This window comes from Micromonospora sp. NPDC023814, assembly GCF_040639595.1.
Taxonomy (GTDB): domain Bacteria; phylum Actinomycetota; class Actinomycetes; order Mycobacteriales; family Micromonosporaceae; genus Micromonospora.
Genome location: NZ_JBFAAF010000009.1, coordinates 19,462 through 39,118, shown reverse-complemented (window position 1 = coordinate 39,118; position 19,657 = coordinate 19,462). Strand labels below are relative to the sequence as shown.

Below are 19,657 nucleotides of genomic sequence, written 5' to 3'. Positions count from 1 at the left end.
GGCGCGGCATGGCCGCGCCGGCCGGCGGATCGCCGGCCCGCCGGGACCGTCTTCGCCCGGTCACAGCCAGCGGCGGCGGAACCGCCACATGAGTGCGGCGTTGGCCACCAGCACCACCGCGCAGATGGCCCCCGCCAGCCGGCCGGCCAGCACGGTCATCGCCGGGAGCGAGGCCCACAGCACGATGGTCAGAAGCATCAGCCACCGGCTCCGGCGGGCCCGGGCCCGGTGGTCGAGCCGGGCGAAGAACGCCGGGTCACTCTCCCGGAGGTGACGGGTGATCTGCTCGAACCTGCGCTGATCCTCTTTGCTGAGCATGTGCCTTCCCCTCACGCGTTCAGCGGTTCGGCGGCATACCCGCTGCGGCGGCGGCTCACGCTCTCGTCCTGGTGCTACTTTGCCGCCCGCCGGGGCGGCGGCGTGCCGAGCCCGTGGAAAGGGCGCTTCAGGGCAGGCTTATCCGCACCTTAAATTTGCCTGTGTCACTGAACGCGGCGGCAAGCGCCGGCTGGCCGGAAATCGTTACGTCCGGCCTGTGACGTGCCGCGTACGCCCTGCTCGGGAGGTCCGTGCCGGGCCGGGCGGAAAACCGCGCCCGCCGCGCCGCGCTGAGGGCCGTCTTAAGTGCCCTCGTGAGCGCTCTCCGCGCTTGCTTGATGGCCCCTGGGGCCTTGGTTACCGTCCCGTAAACCCCCTCAGGCACGAGTCGCCGCACCTGCACCCCCCTTGCCAGACCGCAGTCGTCGCGGCGCGTGGAGAACGGATTGGTACATGGCCGACCAGAATGTGCCACCACGTCGACCGTGGGACGACCGCGGCCGGGACGGACGCCAGCACCCCGCCTACCACGGACACCGCGACAGCTACCCCGCGCCGTACGGCCACGACGCCCCCGCCCGGCACCCCGGTGGACACCCGGTCGACCCGCGCGGGCCGTACGCCCACGCCGGCCACCCGGCCGCGCGCGGCCCGCAGTGGGTCGGCCCGGACGGCTTCGCCCACCAGGCCGCCACGCCGTCGGCCGGCGCCGGACTGCCCAACCTGGACGATGACGACGAGCCGGGCCGGGGGGTCGGCCGGCGCAGGGCCCTCGCGACCCTCGGCGGCACCGCCGCCGTCGTCGCGGGCGGCGCGGCCCTGGCGATGACCCCGCAGGTCCGCAGCCTCTTCGGCGACGACGTGGCGGCCGGCGACGCCACCGGCACCACGGTGACCGACGGCACCCCCGCCCGTCCGAGCGGGCAGCAGCCGAGTACGGTGCGCACCTACACCGAGCAGAACGAGAGCTACATGGGCTCCCGGGCCGGCGAGGCGCTGAAGAAGAACAGCCCGGCCGGTGGCCGTACCTTCTCCGGGCCGGCGGCCGCCGCCGCGGGGACCAGGGTGACCGTCAAGACCGTGCTCGCCAAGGACCCGGTCCTGCACCTGGCCCGCCGTGCCACCTTCGGCGCCACCCCGCAGGTCGTCGCCGAGATCAAGGAACGTGGCATCGACGGCTGGCTGCGCTGGCAACTCGACCCCGACCGGATCGCCCCGACGAAGGCCGAGCTGAAGCTCGCCGAGCTGCCGACGCTGAAGCTGACCACGGCGCAGCTGCGCGAGCAGCGCGCCCGGCTCGACGAGCGCGGCGCCCAGCCGGAGAAGGAGATGGTGGACGCCACCATCGCCCGGCAGATCTGGTCGAACCGGCAGCTCTTCGAGGTGATGGTCGACTTCTGGAACGACTTCCTGCACGTCGCCGCGGACTTCGACGGCGGCGAGGCGTACCGCGCCTCCTTCGACCGGGACGTCGTCCGGGCGCACGCCCTCGGCAGCTACCCGGAGATGCTGCTCGCCGCGAACCGGCACCCGGCGCTGCTGCTCTACCTCAACCAGAACGACTCCCGCGCCGACGCGGTCAACGAGAACCTGGCCCGGGAGAACCTGGAGCTCTACTCGGTCGGCGTCGACGGCGGCTACACCGAGAAGGACGTCCGGCAGGCGGCGCTGTTGCAGACCGGCCGGGGCGTCAACGACGGGAAGTACGTGTTCCGCCCCGAGCGGCACTACGTCGGCAAGGTGAAGATCCTCGGCTTCACCCACGCGAACAACTCGAAGGACCCGAAGAAGGCCGAGGCGGCCATCGACGCGTACCTGACCCACATCGCGCTGCACCCGTCGACCGCGAGGTACGTGGCGCGGAGCCTCGCCACCCGGTTCGTCTCCGACACCCCGCCGAAGTCCCTCGTGGACCGGCTGGCCCGGACCTACACCGCCAACAAGGGCATGGTCAAGCCGCTGCTGATGACGCTGTTCAGCTCCTCGGAGTTCTGGGCCGCGGTGGGGCAGAAGGTGCGCCGGCCGATGGAGTACCTGGTCGCCTCGTACCGCGCCCTGGGCGTCTCGCCGGAGGCCTCCCCGAAGCACGACAACGGCGACAACAGGCGCACCCCGTACGCCCGGGGGCTGCGGCAGATCCACGACAAGATGCGCGAGCTGGGCCAGTACCCGATGGGCCAACCCACCCCGGACGGTTACCCGGACGTCTACGTCGCCTGGACCTCCGCCGGCACGATGGTCAACGGCTGGAACGAGGCGGGCGACCTGGTCGCGGGCCGCCGCACCACCTTCACGTACACCCGGCCGGAGAGGCTGCTGGCCAGGCCGCCGGCGACCGCCGGGGCGTACGTGGACGCGCTGGCCCTGCGGCTCGTGGGCCAGAAGCTGAGCGCCAGGGAACGGGCGCTGATCCTCGGCGTGGCCGGCGTGTCGGCCGGCGCCCGGGTCGACGCCACGTTCAACGGGGCAGTCACCGCCGTCGCGCGGGCGATCCTCGCTTCCCCCCAGCACCACCTCCGGTGAGGCACCCGATGGAGAAGACTGTGCACACGTTCCCCCTGCACCCCGAATGCCCCGACCTGCGGCGGCTGGCCGACAACCCCGCCGAGGCGCTGCTGCGGGCGGAGGCCGACATCGTCGCCGCCGAGAACGCCGCCGAGGCCGACCGCTACCGGCGGCTGGAGAACCTGGAGGAGGCCCAGCAGGACGGCCGCGGCGTCACCCGGCGGACCTTCGTCGCAGGCGCCGCCGCCACCGCCACCGCCCTGGCCACCGCCCAGTTCGTCACCACCTCGGCGTCGTTCGCCGCCACGAAGACCGGCACCCTGATCCACGTGTTCCTCTACGGCGGGCTCGACGGGCTGAGTCTGGTCGCGCCGGCCGACGACCCGGTGCTCGCCAAGGCCCGCCCCGACCTGCTGCTCGGCGGCGACTCCCTGGCGGCGGGCCGCGGCTTCAAGCTGACCAGCGCGTTCAAGCCCCTGGAACGGTGGCTCAGGAGCGGGAACCTCGGCTTCATCCCGGCCGTCTCCGACGAGCGGCTGTCGCGCAGCCACTTCCAGGCCGCCGACGCCTGCAACCTCGGCGGCCTGCCCAGCGAGACCGGCGGCCGGGGCTGGCTCGACAGCCTCGTCGACACGCTCGGCACCGGCACCGCGTTCCGCAGCGTCGGCATCGGCAGCACCCTGCCCCGCTCGCTCGTCGGCACCAACGGCGCGCTGTCGCTGAACAGCGTCGGCTCGCTGCGGCTCAACGGCGACGACCGGTACCGGGCCGCGACCGAGAAGGCGATCAAGGGGCTGTTCACCGGGATCAACCACCCCGTGCAGGAGGCCGTGCAGGACGGCCTGGGCGCGCTGGCCACCGCGCAGCGCCTCGCCGCGAAGCCGTACCGGCCGGCCGAGGGCGTCGAGTACCGGGGCGTCGGCTCCGCCTTCCAGCAGCTCGCCCAGCTCATCAAGGGCGGCGCGAACGTGCGGGTCGCCACCGTCGGGATGGGCGGCTACGACACCCACGAGAACCAGGGCACCCGCGACGGCGGACAGCTGCACCGGCGGCTGAACGAGCTGGCCACCGCGATGGCCGCGTTCTTCACCGACCTGGGGGAGCGGTCCGCCGACGTGACGATCATGGTGTCCAGCGAGTTCGGTCGGCGGGTCGCCTCCAACAGCGGCGGCACCGACCACGGCCACGGCGGGGTGGTCACCCTGCTCTCCGGCCGCCGGCTCGCCGGCTCGCTGCTCGGCACCTGGAACGGCCTCGGCGACCTGGACTCCGGCGACGTGCCCGAGTACAACAACATGTTCAACGTCTACGGCGCCGTCGCGCAGGGGCGGTTCGGGCTCACCAACGCGCAGGTGGACAAGATCTTCCCGCGGCAGAAGTACACCCCGGTGAAGCTCTACGCGTGACGTACCCGCGCACCCACGCCGCCGGCCGCCGGGCGGGGACGGCACCGTCCCTGCGCGGCGGCCGGCCGGCTGCCGCCGTACGCCCGCGGGTGCCGCCGCGACGCGGACCCGGCGGCCGGCGGCTGCTGGCCGCCCTGCTCGTGGTCGGCCTGCTCGCCAGCGTGCTGCCGTGGTGGCTGGGCACCCCGGCCGGTTCGCTGCGGACCACCGCCGCCACGGTCACCGCCGCCGGCCGGATCACCGGCCTGGTCGCCGGCTACCTGCTGCTCGTACAGGTGCTGATGACGAGCCGGCTGCCGGTGCTGGAGCGGTGGGTCGGCGGCGAGCGGATCGGCCGCTGGCACCGCGACGTCGGCGCCACCCTGCTGGTCGCGGTGCTCGCGCACGTGTCGCTGATCCTGGTCGGCTACGCCGGCCTGGAGGACAATTCCGTGCTCACCGAGGCCGGGGTGCTGCTGCGCGACCACGAGGACATGGTCTCCGCGTTCGCCGCCGCCGGCATCCTGGTGCTGGTCGGCCTGACCGGCGTCCGGGCGATCCGGACCGTGCTGCCCTACGAGCTGTGGCACGCCCTGCACCTGTCGAGCTACGCGGTGCTGCTGCTCGGCTTCGGCCACCAGTTCAGCAACGGCGCGCAGTTGTTCCGGCCCGGCCCGGTGCGCAGCTTCTGGATCGCGATGTACGTGCTGGTGGTCGCCGCCCTGCTCTGGGGGCGGACGGTCGCGCCGCTGGCGTTCAACCTGCGGCACCGGCTGCGGGTCGCCGACGTGGTCGCGGAGAGCCCGGACACCGTCTCGATCTACCTGACCGGGGCCCGGCTGGACCGCCTCGACCTGCTCGGCGGGCAGTTCTTCCGCTGGCGCTTCCTCACCCGGGGCTGCTGGTGGCAGTCGCACCCGTTCTCGGTCTCCGCCGCCGCCAACGGCCGCTGGCTGCGGATCACCGTCAAGGTCGTCGGCGCCCACACCGCCGACCTGCGCGACCTGGACGCGGGCACCCGGGTCTGGGCGGAGGGACCGTCGGGCACCTTCACCGCCGCACACCGGACCCGGGAGCGGGCGCTGCTGATCGCCGGCGGCAGCGGGATCACCCCGATCCGGGCGATGCTGGAGGAGCTGCCGCCCGGCGCCGCGCTGATCTACCGCGCCCGCACCCCGGCCGACGTGCTGCTGCACCGGGAGCTGGACTGGCTCGCCCGGGCCCGGGACACCTCGATCTGGTACGTCGTCGGCTCCCGCCACGACCCCGGCCCCCGGCAGGTGCTGAGCCCGGCCGGGCTGCGCCGGCTGGTCCCCGACGTCGCCCGCCGCGACGTCTACCTCTGCGGGCCGCCCGGCCTGGTCGCGCAGTCGCTCCGGGTGCTCCGCCAGGCCGGCGTGCCCCGCCGGCAGATCCACCTCGCCACGTTCGAGCTGTAGGAGAGGTCCCATGCGCCGCGCACTGCTCGCGATCACCGGCCTGGCGGCCAGCACCACCGTCATGGTGGTGTTGAAGGGCGCACCCGGCACCAACGGAGTCGCCCAGGACCTGCCTGCCGAGCTGCCGCCGGTCGTGCCCGCCCCGGCCGGTCCGACCCCGGCCGGCGGCGACGCCACCGCCGCGCCGTCGCCGACCGGGACCGCCGCCTCCCCCCGGCCCGCCCGCACCGCCACCCGGCCGCCGTCGGGCCGGCCCGGCGCCACCACCCGAACGCCGTCCGCCCCGCGGACCACCACCAAGCCGCCGCCGGCGTCGACCACCCGCACGGTGACCGGCCCGGTGGTGGAGAACGAGTACGGCAACGTCCAGGTGCAGATCACCCTCTCCGGGACGCGGATCGTCGACGTGGTGGCGCTGGAGCTGCCGGAGGGGACGGCCCAGTCCGACCAGCGCAGCGAGCAGGTCGACGGCCGATACAGCGGCAGCTCGGGGCTGGTGGTGCAGCAGCAGAGCGCCGACGTGGACACCGTCTCCGGGGCGACCGCCACCAGCAACTCGTACAAGCGGTCGTTGCAGGCCGCGATCGACCGGGCGAACTGACGTGCCGGCCTCGGCAGCGGCGGTGCCGCGACGGGACCCGGGTGGGTGCGTGCCGCCGGGGTGTGCCCCGGGTGGGTGCGTATCGTCGGGGTGTGCCCCGGGCGGGGGTCGGGCGGCGACCAGGCCCGGGCTGCGCCGCGTCGAGCACGTCATGGGCACCGCGATCAGCCTCGACCTCGCCGACGACCTGCCCGCCGCCGAGCTGGACGAACTGGCCGGGGGCGTGTTCGCCTGGCTGCGCGAGGTGGACGCGCGGTTCAGCACGTACCGGGCCGACAGCGAGGTGTGCCGCGTCGACCGGGGCGAGCTGCCGCTCGCCGAGGCCGGCGCGGATCTGCGGTTCGTGCTCGCGCGCTGCGCCGACCTGTGGGCCGGCACCGACGGCTACTTCGACGCGTACGCCACCGGCCGGCTCGACCCGTCCGGCTACGTGAAGGGCTGGGCGGCGCAGGTCGCCTCGGACCGGCTGCTTGCCGCCGGGGCGGCCAACCACTGCCTCAACGCCGGCGGCGACGTGCGGGCGCGCGGCCGCTCCTCCTCCGGGCGGCCCTGGCGGATCGGGGTCCGGCACCCGTGGGACCCGATGGCCACCTGTCTGGTGCTCACCGGCACCGACCTGGCCGTGGCCACCTCCGGCGTCTACGAGCGGGGCCACCACGTGCTGGACCCGCGCCGGGGCGCGCCAGCCCGGGGGTTGCGCTCGGTCACCGTGGTCGGCCCCGACCTGGGCCTGGCCGACGCGTACGCCACCGCGGCCGTGGCGATGGGCGCCGCCGGCATCGGCTGGCTCGACACGCTCCCCGGCCACCAGCACGCCGTCATCACCGACGACGCGCGCTACCTGCACTCCACCGCCCTCCCCCAAACCCCCTGACCCGCTCCCGCCCCCGCGCTTCCGCCCCCGCTCGCCCCCTCGCCCCCGCTCCCGCGCTCCCGCGATCTTGCAGTTTCGGCCCTCGTTTCGCGCCGAATGACCGGTATGCCCGGGCACAAAGCGCAAGATCGCCGGGGCGGACCGGGGGCGGACCGGGCCGGGCTGGGGGCGCGGGTGGGTGGGGTGGGTCAGCGGAAGGGGCGGTGGGTGGTGGCCGGGCGGGAGCCGACGGGGCGTGGGCGGCCCGGGCGGGAGCCGGCCGGGCGGGTGGCCGCCCAGCGTCGGCGCGGCCGGTGGTGACGGGGCGGCGGCTCGGCCCCGCCCGGCTGACGCGCGGCGTCGTCGGTGGACATGTAACCCCCCGCTCCCGGCGCGGACGCGCCGTCGCCGTGCTCAACGAGCAGCGGCCCTCCGGCGTCGCGTCCGGCCCGTTGGGCGGGAACCGGCGCTCCGGCGTCGCGTCCGATCTGCTCGGCGGGAACAGGTGCTCCGTGCGGCCGTCGAGGGGAGGCGGTCACATGCCTCGGCGGGGCAGCGGCAGGTGCCCGGGAAGGAGGTCGGAGGTGAGCGTGACGCCGGTGGCCCGCAGGGCGTCGATCAGGGCGTTCTGCACCAGGTAGGAGTCCGGCAACTGCCAGCGGGCCTGCTCGGGCGCGACCGCCCAGCGGACGGTGCCCTCGGGCAGCCGGGTCGGCGGGGCCGGGATCCACGAGCCGGGACCGTGCCGGACCACGTGGAAGCAGTGGTCCAACTCGGGGCGGAGCGGATCGCCGGGGCGGACCAGGAACATCCAGCGGCCGGTCGGGGTCACCAGCACCGGCCCGCGTACGCCGACGCCGGCCGGGTGGGTCTGCACCGCGTCCAGGACGTGGCGACCGAGGTGCGTGGGGACCTCCAGCACGTCGAACGCCCGCCCGGTGGGCAGCAGCACGCCGTGCGGCCGGGTGCGCCACCAGGTTGCCACCCGGGCCGGGTCGGCGCTCGCCGCGTGCTCCCAGTTCTCCAGCGCCGGGTGGCAGCCGACCGTGGGACAACCGGCGCGCCCGCAGACGAAGCGGCTGCGGGCGAGGCAGGCGCCGGGGGTGACGTCCCAGCCGTGCGCCGCGTAGCGTACGGCCACCCGACGCAGCCGTACGCGCTCCAAGGGCGACAGTTGCACGACGCGCGGCCCGACGTTCCCCCACATGTGCCATCTCCCTTCGCCGGACCCGGTCGGCGTCCAGGTCGCATGTCGAGCACCGTCACTGCCGTAACCCGCGATCGTTGAGCTGACGAACGGCTCATGCAACTTGCACGAAAAAATACGAGAACTGGCTGTACGGCTGACGTACACGCTGTGCGACCAGCGGAAATCTGAGGCGTACCGCGCGCCCGCAACCGCGATGGGTCGACCGGCCGCAGGCCCGGGGCCAGACAGGGGAGGGATGGGCAGATGGACGAGTTACCCATAGGGCGGCGGGTGGCCTACTGGCGGGGGCGGCGCAAGATGTCCCAGCAGGTCTTCGCGGACCGGCTGGGCAAGTCGAAGAGCTGGGTGGACAAGGTCGAGCGCGGGGTGCGCCGGCTGGACAAGTTCTCCGTCCTCTACGAGATCGCCGACATCCTCCAGGTCGACGTGCAACTGCTGCTCGGCAAGGACCCGGAGCGGCGTACGGACGCGTTGAACTGCATCGACCAGATCGAGGTGCAGGAGATCCGGGCGGCCCTGGAGCGGTACGACTCGATGAGCGCGTACTTCGACGCCGCGCCGTACCCGCCCCCGCTGGACGACATGCGCAAGGCCGTCAACCACGCCTGGCTGACCTACCAGTACGGCCGCTACGGGATGCTCACCCGGGCGCTGCCGAAGCTGCTGCGCGACGCCCAGGCCGCCGACGCCGGCTACGGCGGCGACGAGGGCCGGGAGGCGGCCCACCTGCTCGGTCAGGTCTACCAGATCGCCTCGTCGGTGCTGCGGAAGCTGGGCGAGTGCGATCTGGCCTGGCTGGCCGCCGACCGCTCGATGGCGGTCGCCCAGCGCGCCGACGACCCGCTGCTGGCCGGCATCGCCACCACCCGGGTCTGCAACGCGCTGGTGGCGATGGGCCGGCCCCGCCCCGCCCTCGAACTCAACGTCACCATCGCCAACCGGCTCGCCCCCGGCGGCAGCAACGAGGCGTCCCCGGCCCGCCTCTCGGTCTACGGGATGCTGCTGCTCCAGGGCGCGATGGCCGCCGCCCGGATCGGCGACTCCGCCACGGTCGGCGACCTGATCAACGGCGCGCAGGAGGCGGCGACCCTGCTGGGCGGCGACCACAACCACTACTGGACCTCGTTCGGGCCGACCAACCTGGAGCTGCACCGGGCGGCCGCCGCGGTCGAGCTGGGCGACGGGGGCCGCGCGGTGGAGGTCCACCAGCAGCGGATCCAGGAGCCGGCGTTCAACGCGCTGCTGCCCGAGCGCCGCGCCCACCACCTGCTCGACATCGCCCGGGCCTTCGCCCAGGTCGGCGACGTGGCCAACGCCGGCGAGATGCTGCTGCGCGGCGACCGCCTCGCCCCGTCGGAGATCCGCTGCCGGCCGATCGCCCACGAGGTGATGTCGGACATCCTGCGTCGCACACGTGGTGCGCCGCCTTCTCCGATTGCGGAGTTGGCTGAGCACATGGGAGTAGGGGTATGAGCGCGGAGCCGGCCTGATGACCGGCCCGCACCCGAGCAGCGAGCGCGAGGTGCTCTACGTCATCGCCTGCGGTTCGCCGCTGGCCCGCCACGTCGGCCGGCTCGTGGAGCTGGCCCAGCAGGACGGCTGGGACGTCTGCGTGGTCACCACGCCGGACGGCGCGAAGTTCGTCGACCGGGCCGCGCTGGCCCGGCAGACGGGGCACCCGGTCCGCACCCACTACAAGAACCCGGGTGACCTCGACGTGCTGCCGCCGGCGGACGCGATGATCGTCTGCCCGGCGACGGTCAACACGGTCAACAAGTGGGCGGCCGGGATCACCGACACGCTGGCCCTCGGGCTGCTGGTCGAGGCGCAGGGACTGGGGGTGCCGCTGGTGGCGGTGCCGTACACCAACGCGGCGATGGCGGCCCACCCGGCCTTCCGGGCCGGCATCGCCCGGCTCGCGGAGTGGGGGGTGACGGTGCTCTTCGGCGACCACGTCGTCCCGCTGCACCCGCCCGGCACCGGCGAGCGCCACGTGCACGCCTTCCCGTGGGCGGCGGGCCTGGCCGCCGTCCGGGACCGCCTCTGCCCCGTCGCCTGAGCTGCAAGGAAGGGCCCCTTGCTAACGCAATGCGTTAGCAAGGGGCCCTTCCTTGCACCGGGCGCGCCGCCGGCAGAGGCGGGGACACGCCGTCGCGTCGGTGGGCGACACCCCCGGCCACGGCCCGCGCCGGTAAGCTGGCCCGCCGTGAGCACCAACGCGGACCCGCCGACCGTCGCCGACGTGGTCGCCGAGCTGGAACGGCGCTACCCGCCGGCGTGGGCCGAGGAGTGGGACCGGGTCGGGCTGGTGCTCGGCGAGCCGTGCGCCCCGGTGCGCCGGGTCCTCTGCGTGGTCGACGTGGTGCCCGAGACGGTCGCCGAGGCGCTCGACGCCGGCGTCGACATGATCGTCGCCCACCACCCGCTGCTGCTGCGCGGCGTCTCCTCGGTGGCCCCGACGACCTACAAGGGCCGGATCGTCCACCGGCTGATCAAGGCCGACGTGGCGCTGTACGTCGCGCACACCAACGCCGACGTGGCCGACCCGGGGGTCTCCGACGCGCTCGCCGCCCGGTTCGGGCTGACCGGGCTGCGCCCGCTGCACCGGCCCGCGCCCGGCTCGCCGGCCCACGGCGCCGGCCGGGGGATCGGCCGGATCGGCGAGCTGCCGGAGCCGATGACCCTCGCGGAGCTGACCCGGCACGCCGCCACGGTGCTGCCCGCCACGGCCTGGGGAGTTCGCGCCGCCGGGGACCCCGGGCGTATGGTTCGAACCCTCGCGGTCAGCGGCGGCGCGGGGGACAGTTTCCTCGCCGACGCGACCGCCGCCGGGGTGGACGCGTTCCTCACCGCCGACCTGCGGCACCACCCGGCGGGCGAGCACCTCGCCGCCGACGGCCCGGCCCTGCTCGACGCCGCCCACTGGGCGACCGAACGACCGTGGCTGGACGACCTGGCCGCCATCCTGCGGGAGGCGACGGGCGTCGAGACGCTGGTGTCCGACCTGGACACCGACCCGTGGACCGTACACGCCGCCCCACCCGCAGTGGACGACAAGGAGCCCCGACCGTGAAGGCTGACCCGCAGGTCCAGCGCCGCCTGCTCGACCTCCAGGCGATCGACACCGCCCTCGCCCAGCTCGCCCACCGCCGCCGCACGCTGCCGGAGCGGGCCGAGCTGGAGGGGCTGGCCCGGGAGCTGTCCGCGCTGGAGGACGAGCGGGTGCGCGCCCAGGTGGCGGTCGACGACCTGGACCGGGACATCGCCCGGCTGGAGAAGGACGTCGACCAGGTGCGGGCCCGCAAGTCCAAGAACGAGGACCGGCTGGCCGCCGGCCACGGCCCGGCCCGGGAGCTGGAGGCCCTCCAGCACGAGCTGGTCTCGCTCAACCGCCGCCAGGGCGACCTGGAGGACGCCGAGCTGGAGCTGATGGAGCAGCGGGAGACCGCCCAGGGCGTGCTGGACGGCGTCGAGAAGCGGCTCGCCGAGGCCCGGGAGAAGCGGGACGCCGCCGAGCGGCGCCGCGACGAGAGCCTGGCCGAGATCGCCAAGGAGGAGGAGTTCAAGCGCGGCGCCCGCCAGCCGCTCGCGGCCGACCTCCCGGCCGACCTGGTCCAGCTGTACGACAAGATCCGCGAGGACTCGGGGCTCGGCGCGGCGCTGCTCACCGCCGGCCGGTGCGGCGGCTGCCGGCTGGACCTCTCGGGTGCCGACCTGGCCCGGATCCGCAAGGCGGCGCCGGACGAGGTCGTCCGCTGCGAGGAGTGCCGGCGCATCATGGTCCGCACCAACGAGTCCGGCCTGTAGCCGGTGGCGCCGCGCGTGGTCGTCGTCGAGGCCGACGGCGGGTCCCGGGGCAACCCCGGCCCGGCCGGTTACGGCGCGGTGGTCCGCGACCCGGGCACCGGTGAGGTGCTGGCCGAGCGGAGCGAGTCGATCGACGTCGCCACCAACAACGTCGCCGAGTACCGCGGGCTGATCGCCGGGCTGGAGGCGGCCGCCGAGCTGGGCGCCAGCGAGGTCGAGGCCAGGCTGGACTCGAAGCTGGTGGTCGAGCAGATGTGTGGCCGCTGGCAGATCAAGCACCCGGGGCTGCGCCCGCTCGCCGCGCAGGCCGCCGGTCTGGTGGACCGCTTCGCGGCGGTCCGGTTCAGCTGGATCCCTCGGGAGCGCAACCGGCACGCCGACGGCCTCGCCAACGCCGCCATGGACGCCGCCGCCGCGGGCCGCGCCGCCCCGGCCGAGGTCGAGCCGCCGCGCGTCGTGGAGCCCCCGCGCGAGGTCGCCGGCCCCGATTCGGCCGCCCGGGCGAGGGCCCGCGAGGTGGCCGCCCGCGCCGCCTCGGCGGCGACCGTCGGCACCGACCCGGCGACCTCGCCCGCCTCCTGGGAGCCGCGGCCGAGCTTCACCGCCACCCGGCTGATCCTGGTGCGGCACGGCGAGACCCCGTACACCGAACAGCGCCGCTACTCCGGCCGCGGCGACGTGCCGCTGTCCGAGCGGGGCCGGGCCCAGGCCCGGGCCACGGCCGCCCGGGTGGCCGCGCTGGCCCCGTCCGTCGCGGCCGTGGTCAGTTCGCCCCTGTCCCGGTGTACGCAGACCGCGGAGGCGATCGCCGGGGCGCTCGGCGGGGTGCCGGTCCGTCGCGAGGACGATCTCGTCGAGTGCGACTTCGGGGCCTGGGAGGGGCGTACCTTCGCCGAGGTCCGCGAGGAGTGGCCGGGGGAGATGGACGCCTGGCTCGCCTCCACGCGGGTGGCCCCGCCCGACGGGGAGTCGTTCACCGACGTCGCCGAGCGCTGCCGCCGCGCGGTCGACGGGCTGTGCCGCGCGTACCCCGGGGAGACCGTCGTGGTGGTCTCCCACGTCTCGCCGATCAAGCTGGTGCTGCGCGACGCGCTCGCGGCCGGCGACGGGTTCCTGCACCGGCTCTTCCTGGACGCGGCCGGCATCTCGGTGCTGGACATGTGGCCCGACGGCGGCGTCGCCGTGCGCACGGTCAACGACACCGCCCACCTTTCCGCCGACTGAGTCAGCCGGCGGCGAGGAACCGTTCCACGGCCGCCGCGAACACCTCGGGCTCGTCGACGAACGGGACGTGGCTGGAGCGCGGCAGCATCACCAGATCGGCCTTCGGCAGGATCCCGGTCAGCTCGTCGACCGCCTCCGGTGCCGGCGCGGCGTCGAGCGCGCCGGCCACGACCAGGGTCGGCACCGTCACGTCGGCCAAGGCTCCGCGCAGGGCGGCGCGGTCGACGTCGATCCCGGCGTAGAAGCCGGCGGCCGGGGCGGGTGCCCGGTCTTTCTCCTGCTCGGCGGCGTGGGCGCGGGCCCGCTCGGTCCACTCGCCGTACCAGAACGGGGCGGCGGCTAGCCGCAGCGGGCTGATCTCCGTGTCGTCGGCGCCGCGCGTCATCGCCTCGCCCCAGGCCTCCATCGCCGACGTCGCCTCGGCGTACCACGGTTCGTCGGCGCGGCGGGCGTGCGCCTCCGCCATTCCGAGCGGTGCGGTGAGCAGCAGGCGCAGGCTCGGCGTGACCAGCACCAGCCGGCGAAGGCGGTGCGGGAACCGGGTGGCGTACAGCAGCGCGACGCTCGCGCCGGCCGAGTGAGCGAGGAGGTCCATCCGGTCCAGCCCCAGGTGGGCGCGGAGCGCCTCGGCGTCGTCGACGATCCGGTCACAGCGGTAGCTGGCCGGGTCAGCCGGTACCGCCGAGTCGCCGCTGCCCCGGCTGTCGAGCAGCAGCAGCGTCCGGCTGGCGGACAGGCCGCCGAGATCGCCGAGGTGGCGCGACGCCTGGGCCGGGCCACCCGGCAGGCAGACCAGCGGCCGGCCCTCGCCGAGCCGGTGGTAGGCGAGGGTGGTGCCGTCGTACGACGAGAAGGTCGGCATCAGGGCATGGTGCCAGATCCACTTGGCAATCGGTGGCCCACCATTTGGCGCAGCGGATCAACCGTTCGGCGCAGCAGCGTCCTCGGGCTGAACGTGACGGCGGTCACACGGCCGTAACCTCCGGCCGTCACATGACGATCCACGACCACCCGGAGGTGTGTCAGATGGCCGCACCCGAACCGGCCGCCCCGGATCCGGAGGCGCGGGCGACCGCGTCGACCCGGGCGAAGGACAAGAGCCCCTGGAACTGGTTGCTCTTCATTCCGATCCTGGTGCCGTTGATCCCGGCGTTCTTCAACGGCGACTCGCCCCGTGTCCTCGGCTTCCCGCGCTTCTACTGGCTCCAGCTCGCCTACATCCTGCTCGGCGTGGCCACCACGACGCTGGTGTACCAGATGACGAAGAAGCGGGGTGGGCGCTGATGTGGCGGGACCACCTCACCGAGATCATCGTCTTCTCGCTGCTGTTCCTGCTGGTCAGCGGGATGGGGTTCGTGGCCGCCCGGTGGCGCGCCCCGAAGGACATGGCCCACCTCGACGAGTGGGGGCTGGGCGGGCGCAACTTCGGCGGCTGGATCACCTGGTTCCTGGTCGGCGGTGACCTCTACACGGCGTACACCTTCGTGGCGGTGCCGGCGCTGATGTTCGGGGCCGGCGCGGCCGGGTTCTTCGCCGTTCCGTACACCATCGTGATCTATCCGCTGGTGTTCCTGGTGCTGTGCCGGCTCTGGTCGGTCTCGCACCGGCACGGCTTCGTCACCCCGGCGGACTTCGTCCGCAGCCGGTTCGACTCCCCGGTGCTGGCGCTGCTGGTGGCGATCACCGGCATCGTGGCCACGATGCCCTACATCGCGCTGCAACTGGTCGGCATCGAGGCGGTGCTCAAGACGATGGGGGTCACCGGCGAGAGCGCCCTGGCCCGGCACCTGCCGATCATCGTCGCGTTCGCGATCCTGGCCGCGTACACCTACCAGTCCGGGCTGCGTGCCCCCGCGCTGATCGCGTTCGTCAAGGACACGCTGATCTACATCGTGATCCTGGTGGCGGTCATCTGGCTGCCGTACAAGCTCGGCGGTTGGGGCGAGATCTTCGACGCCGCCGACGCGAAGTTCGACGCGTCGCCGAGCCCGAACGACGGGGTGCTGCTGGGCGCCAACAACCAGCTCCAGTACGTCACGCTGGCGTTCGGCTCGGCGCTGGCGCTGTTCCTCTACCCGCACAGCATCACCGGCGTGCTGGCCAGCCGGAACCGGGACGTCATCAAGCGGAACATGTCGGCGCTGCCCGCGTACAGCCTGCTGCTCGGGCTGATCGCGCTGCTCGGCTTCATGGCCATCGCGGCCGGGGTGAAGCCGCTGCCCGGGGCGAAGGAAGGGAGCGTGGACAGCAACACCGTGGTGCCGGTCCTGTTCGACCAGCAGTTCCCCGACTGGTTCGCGGGCGTCGCGTACGCGGCCATCGGGATCGGCGCGCTGGTGCCGGCGGCGATCATGTCGATCGCGGCGGCGAACCTGTTCACCCGCAACATCTACAAGGAGTACCTGAAGCGGGACGCCTCCCCGGCCCAGGAGGCGAACGTATCGAAGATCACCTCGCTGGTGGTGAAGGTCGGGGCGGTGGCCTGCATCGTCTTCCTCGACCCGCAGTTCTCCATCGACCTCCAGCTCATCGGCGGTGTGATCATCCTCCAGACGCTGCCGGCGGTGGCGCTGGGTCTCTACACCCGCTGGTTCCACCGGGGCGCGCTCGTCGCCGGCTGGGTCGCCGGCATGGGGCTGGGCATGTGGATGCTCTACCAGATCCCCAACGCGGCCACCGGGCGCAGGCACTTCGGCGGCTCGGCGTTCCCCCTGGCCGACTTCGGCTTCGACACCCCGAAGACGATCTACGTCGGGATCGTGGCCGTGCTGGTCAACCTGGCGGTGGCCGCGCTGCTGACGGTGGTGCTGCGGGCGGCGAAGGTGCGCGACGGCGGCGACGGCACCACGCCGGACGACTACTTCGCCGACGAGGGCGACCCGCGGGTCGTGCCAGGTGGGCGCCGGGACGCCGACGCCGCCCCGGAACCGGTCGCCTGAGCGGCTCGCGCAGCCCGTTCGCCCCCGGGTCGTGACCGGCCCGGGGGCGACGCGCCGCCGGCGCCGGCGCGCGGCGGGTGCCCGGCGGGCCGACGCGGCGGGCGAAGGCGGCCAGGTCGGCCGGGGTGCGGCGGCCCTTCCCGGACCGCCCGCTCAGCGGCGGGGGCGGGACTCCAGGGACTGGTTGAGCCGGTGCAGCATCTCGGCCAGGGTCCGCCGGTCGTCGGGGCGCCAGTCGGCGAGGATGGTGCCGTAGAGCCGGGCGCGGGCGGCCCGGACGGCGGCCACGCGTTGCAGGCCGGTCGGGGTGGGGGAGACCACCGTGCCGCGCCCGTCGGTGGGGTCGGGCTCGCGCACGATCAGCCCGTCGCGCTGCATCGCCGAGACCTGCCGGGTGACGGTGGAGCCGTCGAGTTCGAGCCGGGCGGCGAGCGCGGAGACGTTCTGCGGGCCGGCGCGGTCCAGGTGGCGCAGGATGACGTACGCCGCGCGGTCGAGCAGCCGGTGCTCGGCGTTGCCGGTGCCCCGCCGGGTGGCCTCGCCGAGCCGCATCAGCAGCGCCACCTCGGTCTCGATCCGGCCGAGGACGTCGTCCTCGCTCTCCGTCGTCCGGTCGTCCGTCATGGCTGTATAGTACAGGAAAACTATCTGTACGATACAGCTATCTGGGAGGCGGAGTGGATCGGCGTTCCGAACCGAACCGCAGTGCCATCTACGCCACCGTGCTGGTGGCCTTCCTCGCCATCTCCGGCATCGCCGTCGTCGACCCGATCCTGCCCGCCATCGGCGAGGCCATCGGCGTCAGCCACTGGCAGGTGGAGCTGCTCTTCACCGCGTACATCGCAGTGATGGCCCTCGGCATGATCCCCGCCACGCTGGCCAGCGGCCGGTTCGGCTTCAAGCCCGTCCTCGTCGCCGGGGTCTCGATCGTCGGCGTCGCCGCGATCCTCGCCTCGTTCAGCGGCGACATCGTGCAGCTCTCCGTGCTGCGCGGCTTCTGGGGGCTGGGCAACGCGATGTTCTTCGCCACGGCCATGGTGGTGCTGGTCAGCCTCGCCGTCGACCGGGAGTGGGTGGTCGGGCTCTTCGAGACCGCGCTCGGCCTCGGCTTCGCCGTCGGCCCGCTGCTCGGCGGCCTGCTCGGCGGGATCAGCTGGCGGCTGCCGTTCTTCGTCTGCGGCGTCTTCATGGTCCTCGCGCTCGCCGTCGCCGCCCGCCGGCTGCGCGAGCCGGCAGACCGGCAGCCGCCCGTACGGGTGGGCCAGATCTTCGCCACCTACCGGCGGCCGGCGTTCGTCGCGCTCTGCGCCGTCACCGCCGCCTACAACTTCGTCTTCTTCGTCGTCCTCGGCTACACACCGCTGTTCCTGCACCTGGACGTCATCCCGCTCGGGCTCGCCTTCACCGGCTGGGGCATCGGCCTGGCCGCCGGCATCCTGCTGCTCGGCCACCGGCTCGCGCACCGGATCGGCGCCGTGCAGACCGTCGGCGTCGCGATCGCCGGCCTGCTGGTCTGCATGGTCCTGTTCGCCACCTCGGGCAGCACCACGCAGTCGCTGGTGGTGCTCGTCGTCTCCGGCCTGTTCATGGGGCTGGCCAACGCCAACCTCACCGACCTGGCGCTCGGCCTGGGCGGTGGCGACCGGCGGCTCGCCACCGGCGCGTTCAACCTGGTCCGCTGGGGTGCCGCCGCGCCCGCGCCGATCCTCTCCGGCAAGCTCGCCGAGCACTCCCTCGCCCTGCCGTTCTGGGTCGGCTCCGCGGTGCTCGCGACCGGCGCGCTGGTGTATCTCAGCTGCGCGCACGCGATGGCCGCCGGCCACGGCGAGCGGGTGCTCTGGTCCCGCTGGAACCGGGCCGCCGCCGACGCCGAGCACGCGCCGGAGGAGCCGGTCGGCGAAGCGTACTGAACCGGCGTCCCTGTCCCGCGCTGGCCCGGGGCGGCCCCTGGGGTCTCGTCGCTCCCGTGGCGCCGGGTCAGCGCAGGGCGCGCGAGAGCAGGTAGAGGCCGATCACCGAGCCGAAGACCACGATCAGGGTCTTGAGCACCACCGGCGGCAGCCGGCGGACGATCCGGGCGCCGGCGTACCCGCCGACCAGCGTCGCCGGGGCGACCAGCGCGACCGCCGCCCAGTTCACCGGGCCGAACAGCGCGAACACCACGAGCGTGGTCAACCCGACCGCGGCGGAGAGCAGGTTCTTGATCGCGCTGACCCGGGCCAGCGTCGCGTCCAGCACCAGGGCCAGGCCGGCGACCAGCATCACCCCGAGCGCCGCGCCGAAGTAGCCGCCGTACACCGCGCCGACCGCGACCATGGCCTGCACGCTGACCGTACGGCGGCGCGGCGACAGGTCGCGCGGATGCCCGACCAGCCGGCGCAGCGGGTCCTGGAAGGCGAGCACCGCCGTCGCCCCGAGCACCAGGAAGGGCACGACCAGTTCGAACGCCCTGGCCGGGGTGGCCAGCAGCAGCAGCGCGCCGGCGACCGTGCCGACGATCGTGGTGGGCAGGAGCGTGGCCAGCGCCCGCCCGCGCGGCAGGTCCTGCCGGCTGCCCGCCACGCTCGCCACGTACCCGGGGAAGACGGCCACCGAGTTGCTCACGTTCGCCGGCACCGGCGGCAGGCCCACGGCGATCATCGCCGGGAACGTGATGAGCGAGCCCCCGCCGGCCACCGCGTTGACCGTGCCCGCGGCGAGACCGGCGGTGAGCAGCAGCGCGACGTCCGAGAGGTCCATGGTCCCCAGAGGCTAGTACGCCCCCTGCCCGGCCGCCGGTCGCTGTGTCCCGGGGCGGTGGACGCCTATTCCCGGAAGGGGTGGCAATAGACGCGGGGCGGGCGTCGTTAGGATGAGTGCGCGACGGACGAGTCGACCGGGCGGTCGCGTCGGCGGGCCCCGGCCCGCCGCCGAGGAACGTCCGGACTCCACAGGGCAGGGTGGTTGCTAACGGCAACCCGGGGTGACCCGCGGGACAGTGCCACAGAAAACAGACCGCCGGCCCCATCCGGGGACGGTAAGGGTGAAACGGTGGGGTAAGAGCCCACCAGCACCCCGGGTGACCGGGGTGGCTCGGTAAACCCCACCCGGAGCAAGGCCAAGAAAGGGCCGTCATCGCAGGATGACGACCCGCGCAGACGCTTGAGGGCTGCCCGCCCGATGTCTGCGGGTAGGCCGCTGGAGCCTGCCGGCGACGGTAGGCCGAGATGGATGGCCGCCGCCGGCGCGTGCCTTCGGGCGCGTGCCGGTCACAGAATCCGGCGTACAGGTCGACTCGTCCGTCGCGCCCACCAGGTCAGTCGCGGTCGCCGGGTGGTTGCCGGACCGCGCAGCAGAACCTCCCGCCCTGCCGATGACCCGCGCTGGCGGCAAATGA

General features: G+C 74.1%; 18 protein-coding genes and 1 other RNA gene. 14 read left to right on the top strand and 5 right to left on the bottom strand.

Annotated features, from left to right (window positions below):
- Positions 1–60: 60 nt before the first annotated feature.
- Positions 61–318: a DUF3040 domain-containing protein gene (locus tag AB0G14_RS06945; RefSeq protein ID WP_111132775.1), complete on the bottom strand. Its 258-nt coding sequence runs from the start codon at positions 316–318 to the stop codon at positions 61–63.
- Between the two features lie 453 nt (positions 319–771).
- Here AB0G14_RS06945 and AB0G14_RS06940 point away from each other — a divergent pair, with 453 nt between their 5' ends.
- From AB0G14_RS06940 to AB0G14_RS06920, 5 genes are all read left to right on the top strand, one after another.
- Entirely contained in the window at positions 772–2,841 is a 2,070-nt protein-coding gene (locus AB0G14_RS06940) for a DUF1800 domain-containing protein (RefSeq protein WP_357694537.1), read from the top strand.
- A gap of 8 nt (positions 2,842–2,849) precedes the next feature.
- The gene (locus tag AB0G14_RS06935) at positions 2,850–4,229 is read left to right on the top strand and encodes a DUF1501 domain-containing protein (protein ID WP_357694535.1); all 1,380 of its coding nucleotides are present in this window, start codon (positions 2,850–2,852) and stop codon (positions 4,227–4,229) included.
- Positions 4,226–5,647 carry a ferredoxin reductase family protein gene (locus AB0G14_RS06930; protein WP_357694533.1) on the top strand — a complete coding sequence of 474 codons (1,422 nt, stop codon included), beginning with the start codon at positions 4,226–4,228 and terminating at the stop codon, positions 5,645–5,647. The genes AB0G14_RS06935 and AB0G14_RS06930 overlap by 4 nt, the downstream gene beginning before the upstream one ends.
- 10 nt (positions 5,648–5,657) lie before the next feature.
- The gene (locus AB0G14_RS06925) at positions 5,658–6,248 is read left to right on the top strand and encodes an FMN-binding protein (protein ID WP_357694531.1); all 591 of its coding nucleotides are present in this window, start codon (positions 5,658–5,660) and stop codon (positions 6,246–6,248) included.
- A gap of 151 nt (positions 6,249–6,399) precedes the next feature.
- Positions 6,400–7,122, top strand: a complete 723-nt coding sequence (locus AB0G14_RS06920; RefSeq protein WP_357694529.1) for an FAD:protein FMN transferase — start codon at positions 6,400–6,402, stop codon at positions 7,120–7,122.
- A gap of 514 nt (positions 7,123–7,636) precedes the next feature.
- Here the strand turns inward: AB0G14_RS06920 and AB0G14_RS06915 are convergent.
- Positions 7,637–8,308, bottom strand: a complete 672-nt coding sequence (locus AB0G14_RS06915; RefSeq protein ID WP_350707799.1) for a bifunctional DNA primase/polymerase — start codon at positions 8,306–8,308, stop codon at positions 7,637–7,639.
- Between the two features lie 246 nt (positions 8,309–8,554).
- On the opposite strand from AB0G14_RS06915, the gene AB0G14_RS06910 reads away from it, so the two are divergent.
- The 5 genes from AB0G14_RS06910 to AB0G14_RS06890 all read left to right on the top strand — a co-directional run bounded on the left by AB0G14_RS06910 (position 8,555) and on the right by AB0G14_RS06890 (position 13,342).
- Positions 8,555–9,784 (top strand): helix-turn-helix domain-containing protein, encoded by a 1,230-nt coding sequence (locus AB0G14_RS06910; RefSeq protein ID WP_357694527.1) that lies wholly within the window; start codon positions 8,555–8,557, stop codon positions 9,782–9,784.
- A gap of 16 nt (positions 9,785–9,800) precedes the next feature.
- A complete protein-coding gene (locus tag AB0G14_RS06905) occupies positions 9,801–10,370 on the top strand; it encodes a flavoprotein (protein ID WP_357694525.1) in 570 nt (189 codons plus the stop codon).
- Positions 10,371–10,553: 183 nt separating this feature from the next.
- Positions 10,554–11,384 (top strand): Nif3-like dinuclear metal center hexameric protein, encoded by an 831-nt coding sequence (locus AB0G14_RS06900; RefSeq protein ID WP_357694704.1) that lies wholly within the window; start codon positions 10,554–10,556, stop codon positions 11,382–11,384.
- Complete coding sequence (locus AB0G14_RS06895) at positions 11,381–12,118, top strand: C4-type zinc ribbon domain-containing protein (protein ID WP_357694523.1); 738 nt, start codon at positions 11,381–11,383, stop codon at positions 12,116–12,118. The genes AB0G14_RS06900 and AB0G14_RS06895 overlap by 4 nt, the downstream gene beginning before the upstream one ends.
- 3 nt (positions 12,119–12,121) lie before the next feature.
- Positions 12,122–13,342: a bifunctional RNase H/acid phosphatase gene (locus tag AB0G14_RS06890; RefSeq protein ID WP_357694521.1), complete on the top strand. Its 1,221-nt coding sequence runs from the start codon at positions 12,122–12,124 to the stop codon at positions 13,340–13,342.
- 1 nt (position 13,343) lies between these two features.
- Here the strand turns inward: AB0G14_RS06890 and AB0G14_RS06885 are convergent, their stop codons facing one another.
- Positions 13,344–14,204, bottom strand: a complete 861-nt coding sequence (locus AB0G14_RS06885; RefSeq protein WP_357694519.1) for an alpha/beta hydrolase — start codon at positions 14,202–14,204, stop codon at positions 13,344–13,346.
- A gap of 164 nt (positions 14,205–14,368) precedes the next feature.
- Between AB0G14_RS06885 and AB0G14_RS06880 the strand changes: the two genes are divergently transcribed.
- A complete protein-coding gene (locus AB0G14_RS06880) occupies positions 14,369–14,626 on the top strand; it encodes a DUF3311 domain-containing protein (protein WP_357694517.1) in 258 nt (85 codons plus the stop codon).
- Complete coding sequence (gene mctP, locus AB0G14_RS06875) at positions 14,626–16,281, top strand: monocarboxylate uptake permease MctP (protein ID WP_357694515.1); 1,656 nt, start codon at positions 14,626–14,628, stop codon at positions 16,279–16,281. Before AB0G14_RS06880 ends, mctP begins: the two co-directional genes overlap by 1 nt.
- 153 nt (positions 16,282–16,434) lie before the next feature.
- Here the strand turns inward: mctP and AB0G14_RS06870 are convergent, their stop codons facing one another.
- A complete protein-coding gene (locus AB0G14_RS06870) occupies positions 16,435–16,905 on the bottom strand; it encodes a MarR family transcriptional regulator (protein WP_357694513.1) in 471 nt (156 codons plus the stop codon).
- A 53-nt stretch (positions 16,906–16,958) separates the two neighbouring features.
- Here AB0G14_RS06870 and AB0G14_RS06865 point away from each other — a divergent pair, with 53 nt between their 5' ends.
- On the top strand, positions 16,959–18,191 hold the full coding sequence (locus AB0G14_RS06865; protein ID WP_357694511.1) for an MFS transporter: 1,233 nt from the start codon (positions 16,959–16,961) through the stop codon (positions 18,189–18,191).
- 67 nt (positions 18,192–18,258) lie between these two features.
- Here AB0G14_RS06865 and AB0G14_RS06860 read toward each other — a convergent pair whose 3' ends face one another.
- Positions 18,259–19,020 carry a sulfite exporter TauE/SafE family protein gene (locus AB0G14_RS06860; RefSeq protein WP_350707816.1) on the bottom strand — a complete coding sequence of 254 codons (762 nt, stop codon included), beginning with the start codon at positions 19,018–19,020 and terminating at the stop codon, positions 18,259–18,261.
- 128 nt (positions 19,021–19,148) lie between these two features.
- Between AB0G14_RS06860 and rnpB the strand changes: the two genes are divergently transcribed.
- Positions 19,149–19,562, top strand: an RNA gene (gene rnpB, locus AB0G14_RS06855) — RNase P RNA component class A.
- Positions 19,563–19,657: the final 95 nt, after the last annotated feature.

Bases quoted from the DNA above. Each gene is read 5' to 3' on its own strand.
- AB0G14_RS06945 (WP_111132775.1), bottom strand. From the start codon at position 318: ATGCTCAGCAAAGAGGATCAGCGCAGGTTCGAGCAGATCACCCGTCAC.
- AB0G14_RS06940 (WP_357694537.1), top strand. From the start codon at position 772: ATGGCCGACCAGAATGTGCCACCACGTCGACCGTGGGACGACCGCGGC.
- AB0G14_RS06935 (WP_357694535.1), top strand. From the start codon at position 2,850: ATGGAGAAGACTGTGCACACGTTCCCCCTGCACCCCGAATGCCCCGAC.
- AB0G14_RS06925 (WP_357694531.1), top strand. From the start codon at position 5,658: ATGCGCCGCGCACTGCTCGCGATCACCGGCCTGGCGGCCAGCACCACC.
- AB0G14_RS06920 (WP_357694529.1), top strand. From the start codon at position 6,400: ATGGGCACCGCGATCAGCCTCGACCTCGCCGACGACCTGCCCGCCGCC.
- AB0G14_RS06915 (WP_350707799.1), bottom strand. From the start codon at position 8,308: ATGTGGGGGAACGTCGGGCCGCGCGTCGTGCAACTGTCGCCCTTGGAG.
- AB0G14_RS06910 (WP_357694527.1), top strand. From the start codon at position 8,555: ATGGACGAGTTACCCATAGGGCGGCGGGTGGCCTACTGGCGGGGGCGG.
- AB0G14_RS06905 (WP_357694525.1), top strand. From the start codon at position 9,801: ATGACCGGCCCGCACCCGAGCAGCGAGCGCGAGGTGCTCTACGTCATC.
- AB0G14_RS06885 (WP_357694519.1), bottom strand. From the start codon at position 14,204: ATGCCGACCTTCTCGTCGTACGACGGCACCACCCTCGCCTACCACCGG.
- AB0G14_RS06880 (WP_357694517.1), top strand. From the start codon at position 14,369: ATGGCCGCACCCGAACCGGCCGCCCCGGATCCGGAGGCGCGGGCGACC.
- mctP (WP_357694515.1), top strand. From the start codon at position 14,626: ATGTGGCGGGACCACCTCACCGAGATCATCGTCTTCTCGCTGCTGTTC.
- AB0G14_RS06870 (WP_357694513.1), bottom strand. From the start codon at position 16,905: ATGACGGACGACCGGACGACGGAGAGCGAGGACGACGTCCTCGGCCGG.
- AB0G14_RS06860 (WP_350707816.1), bottom strand. From the start codon at position 19,020: ATGGACCTCTCGGACGTCGCGCTGCTGCTCACCGCCGGTCTCGCCGCG.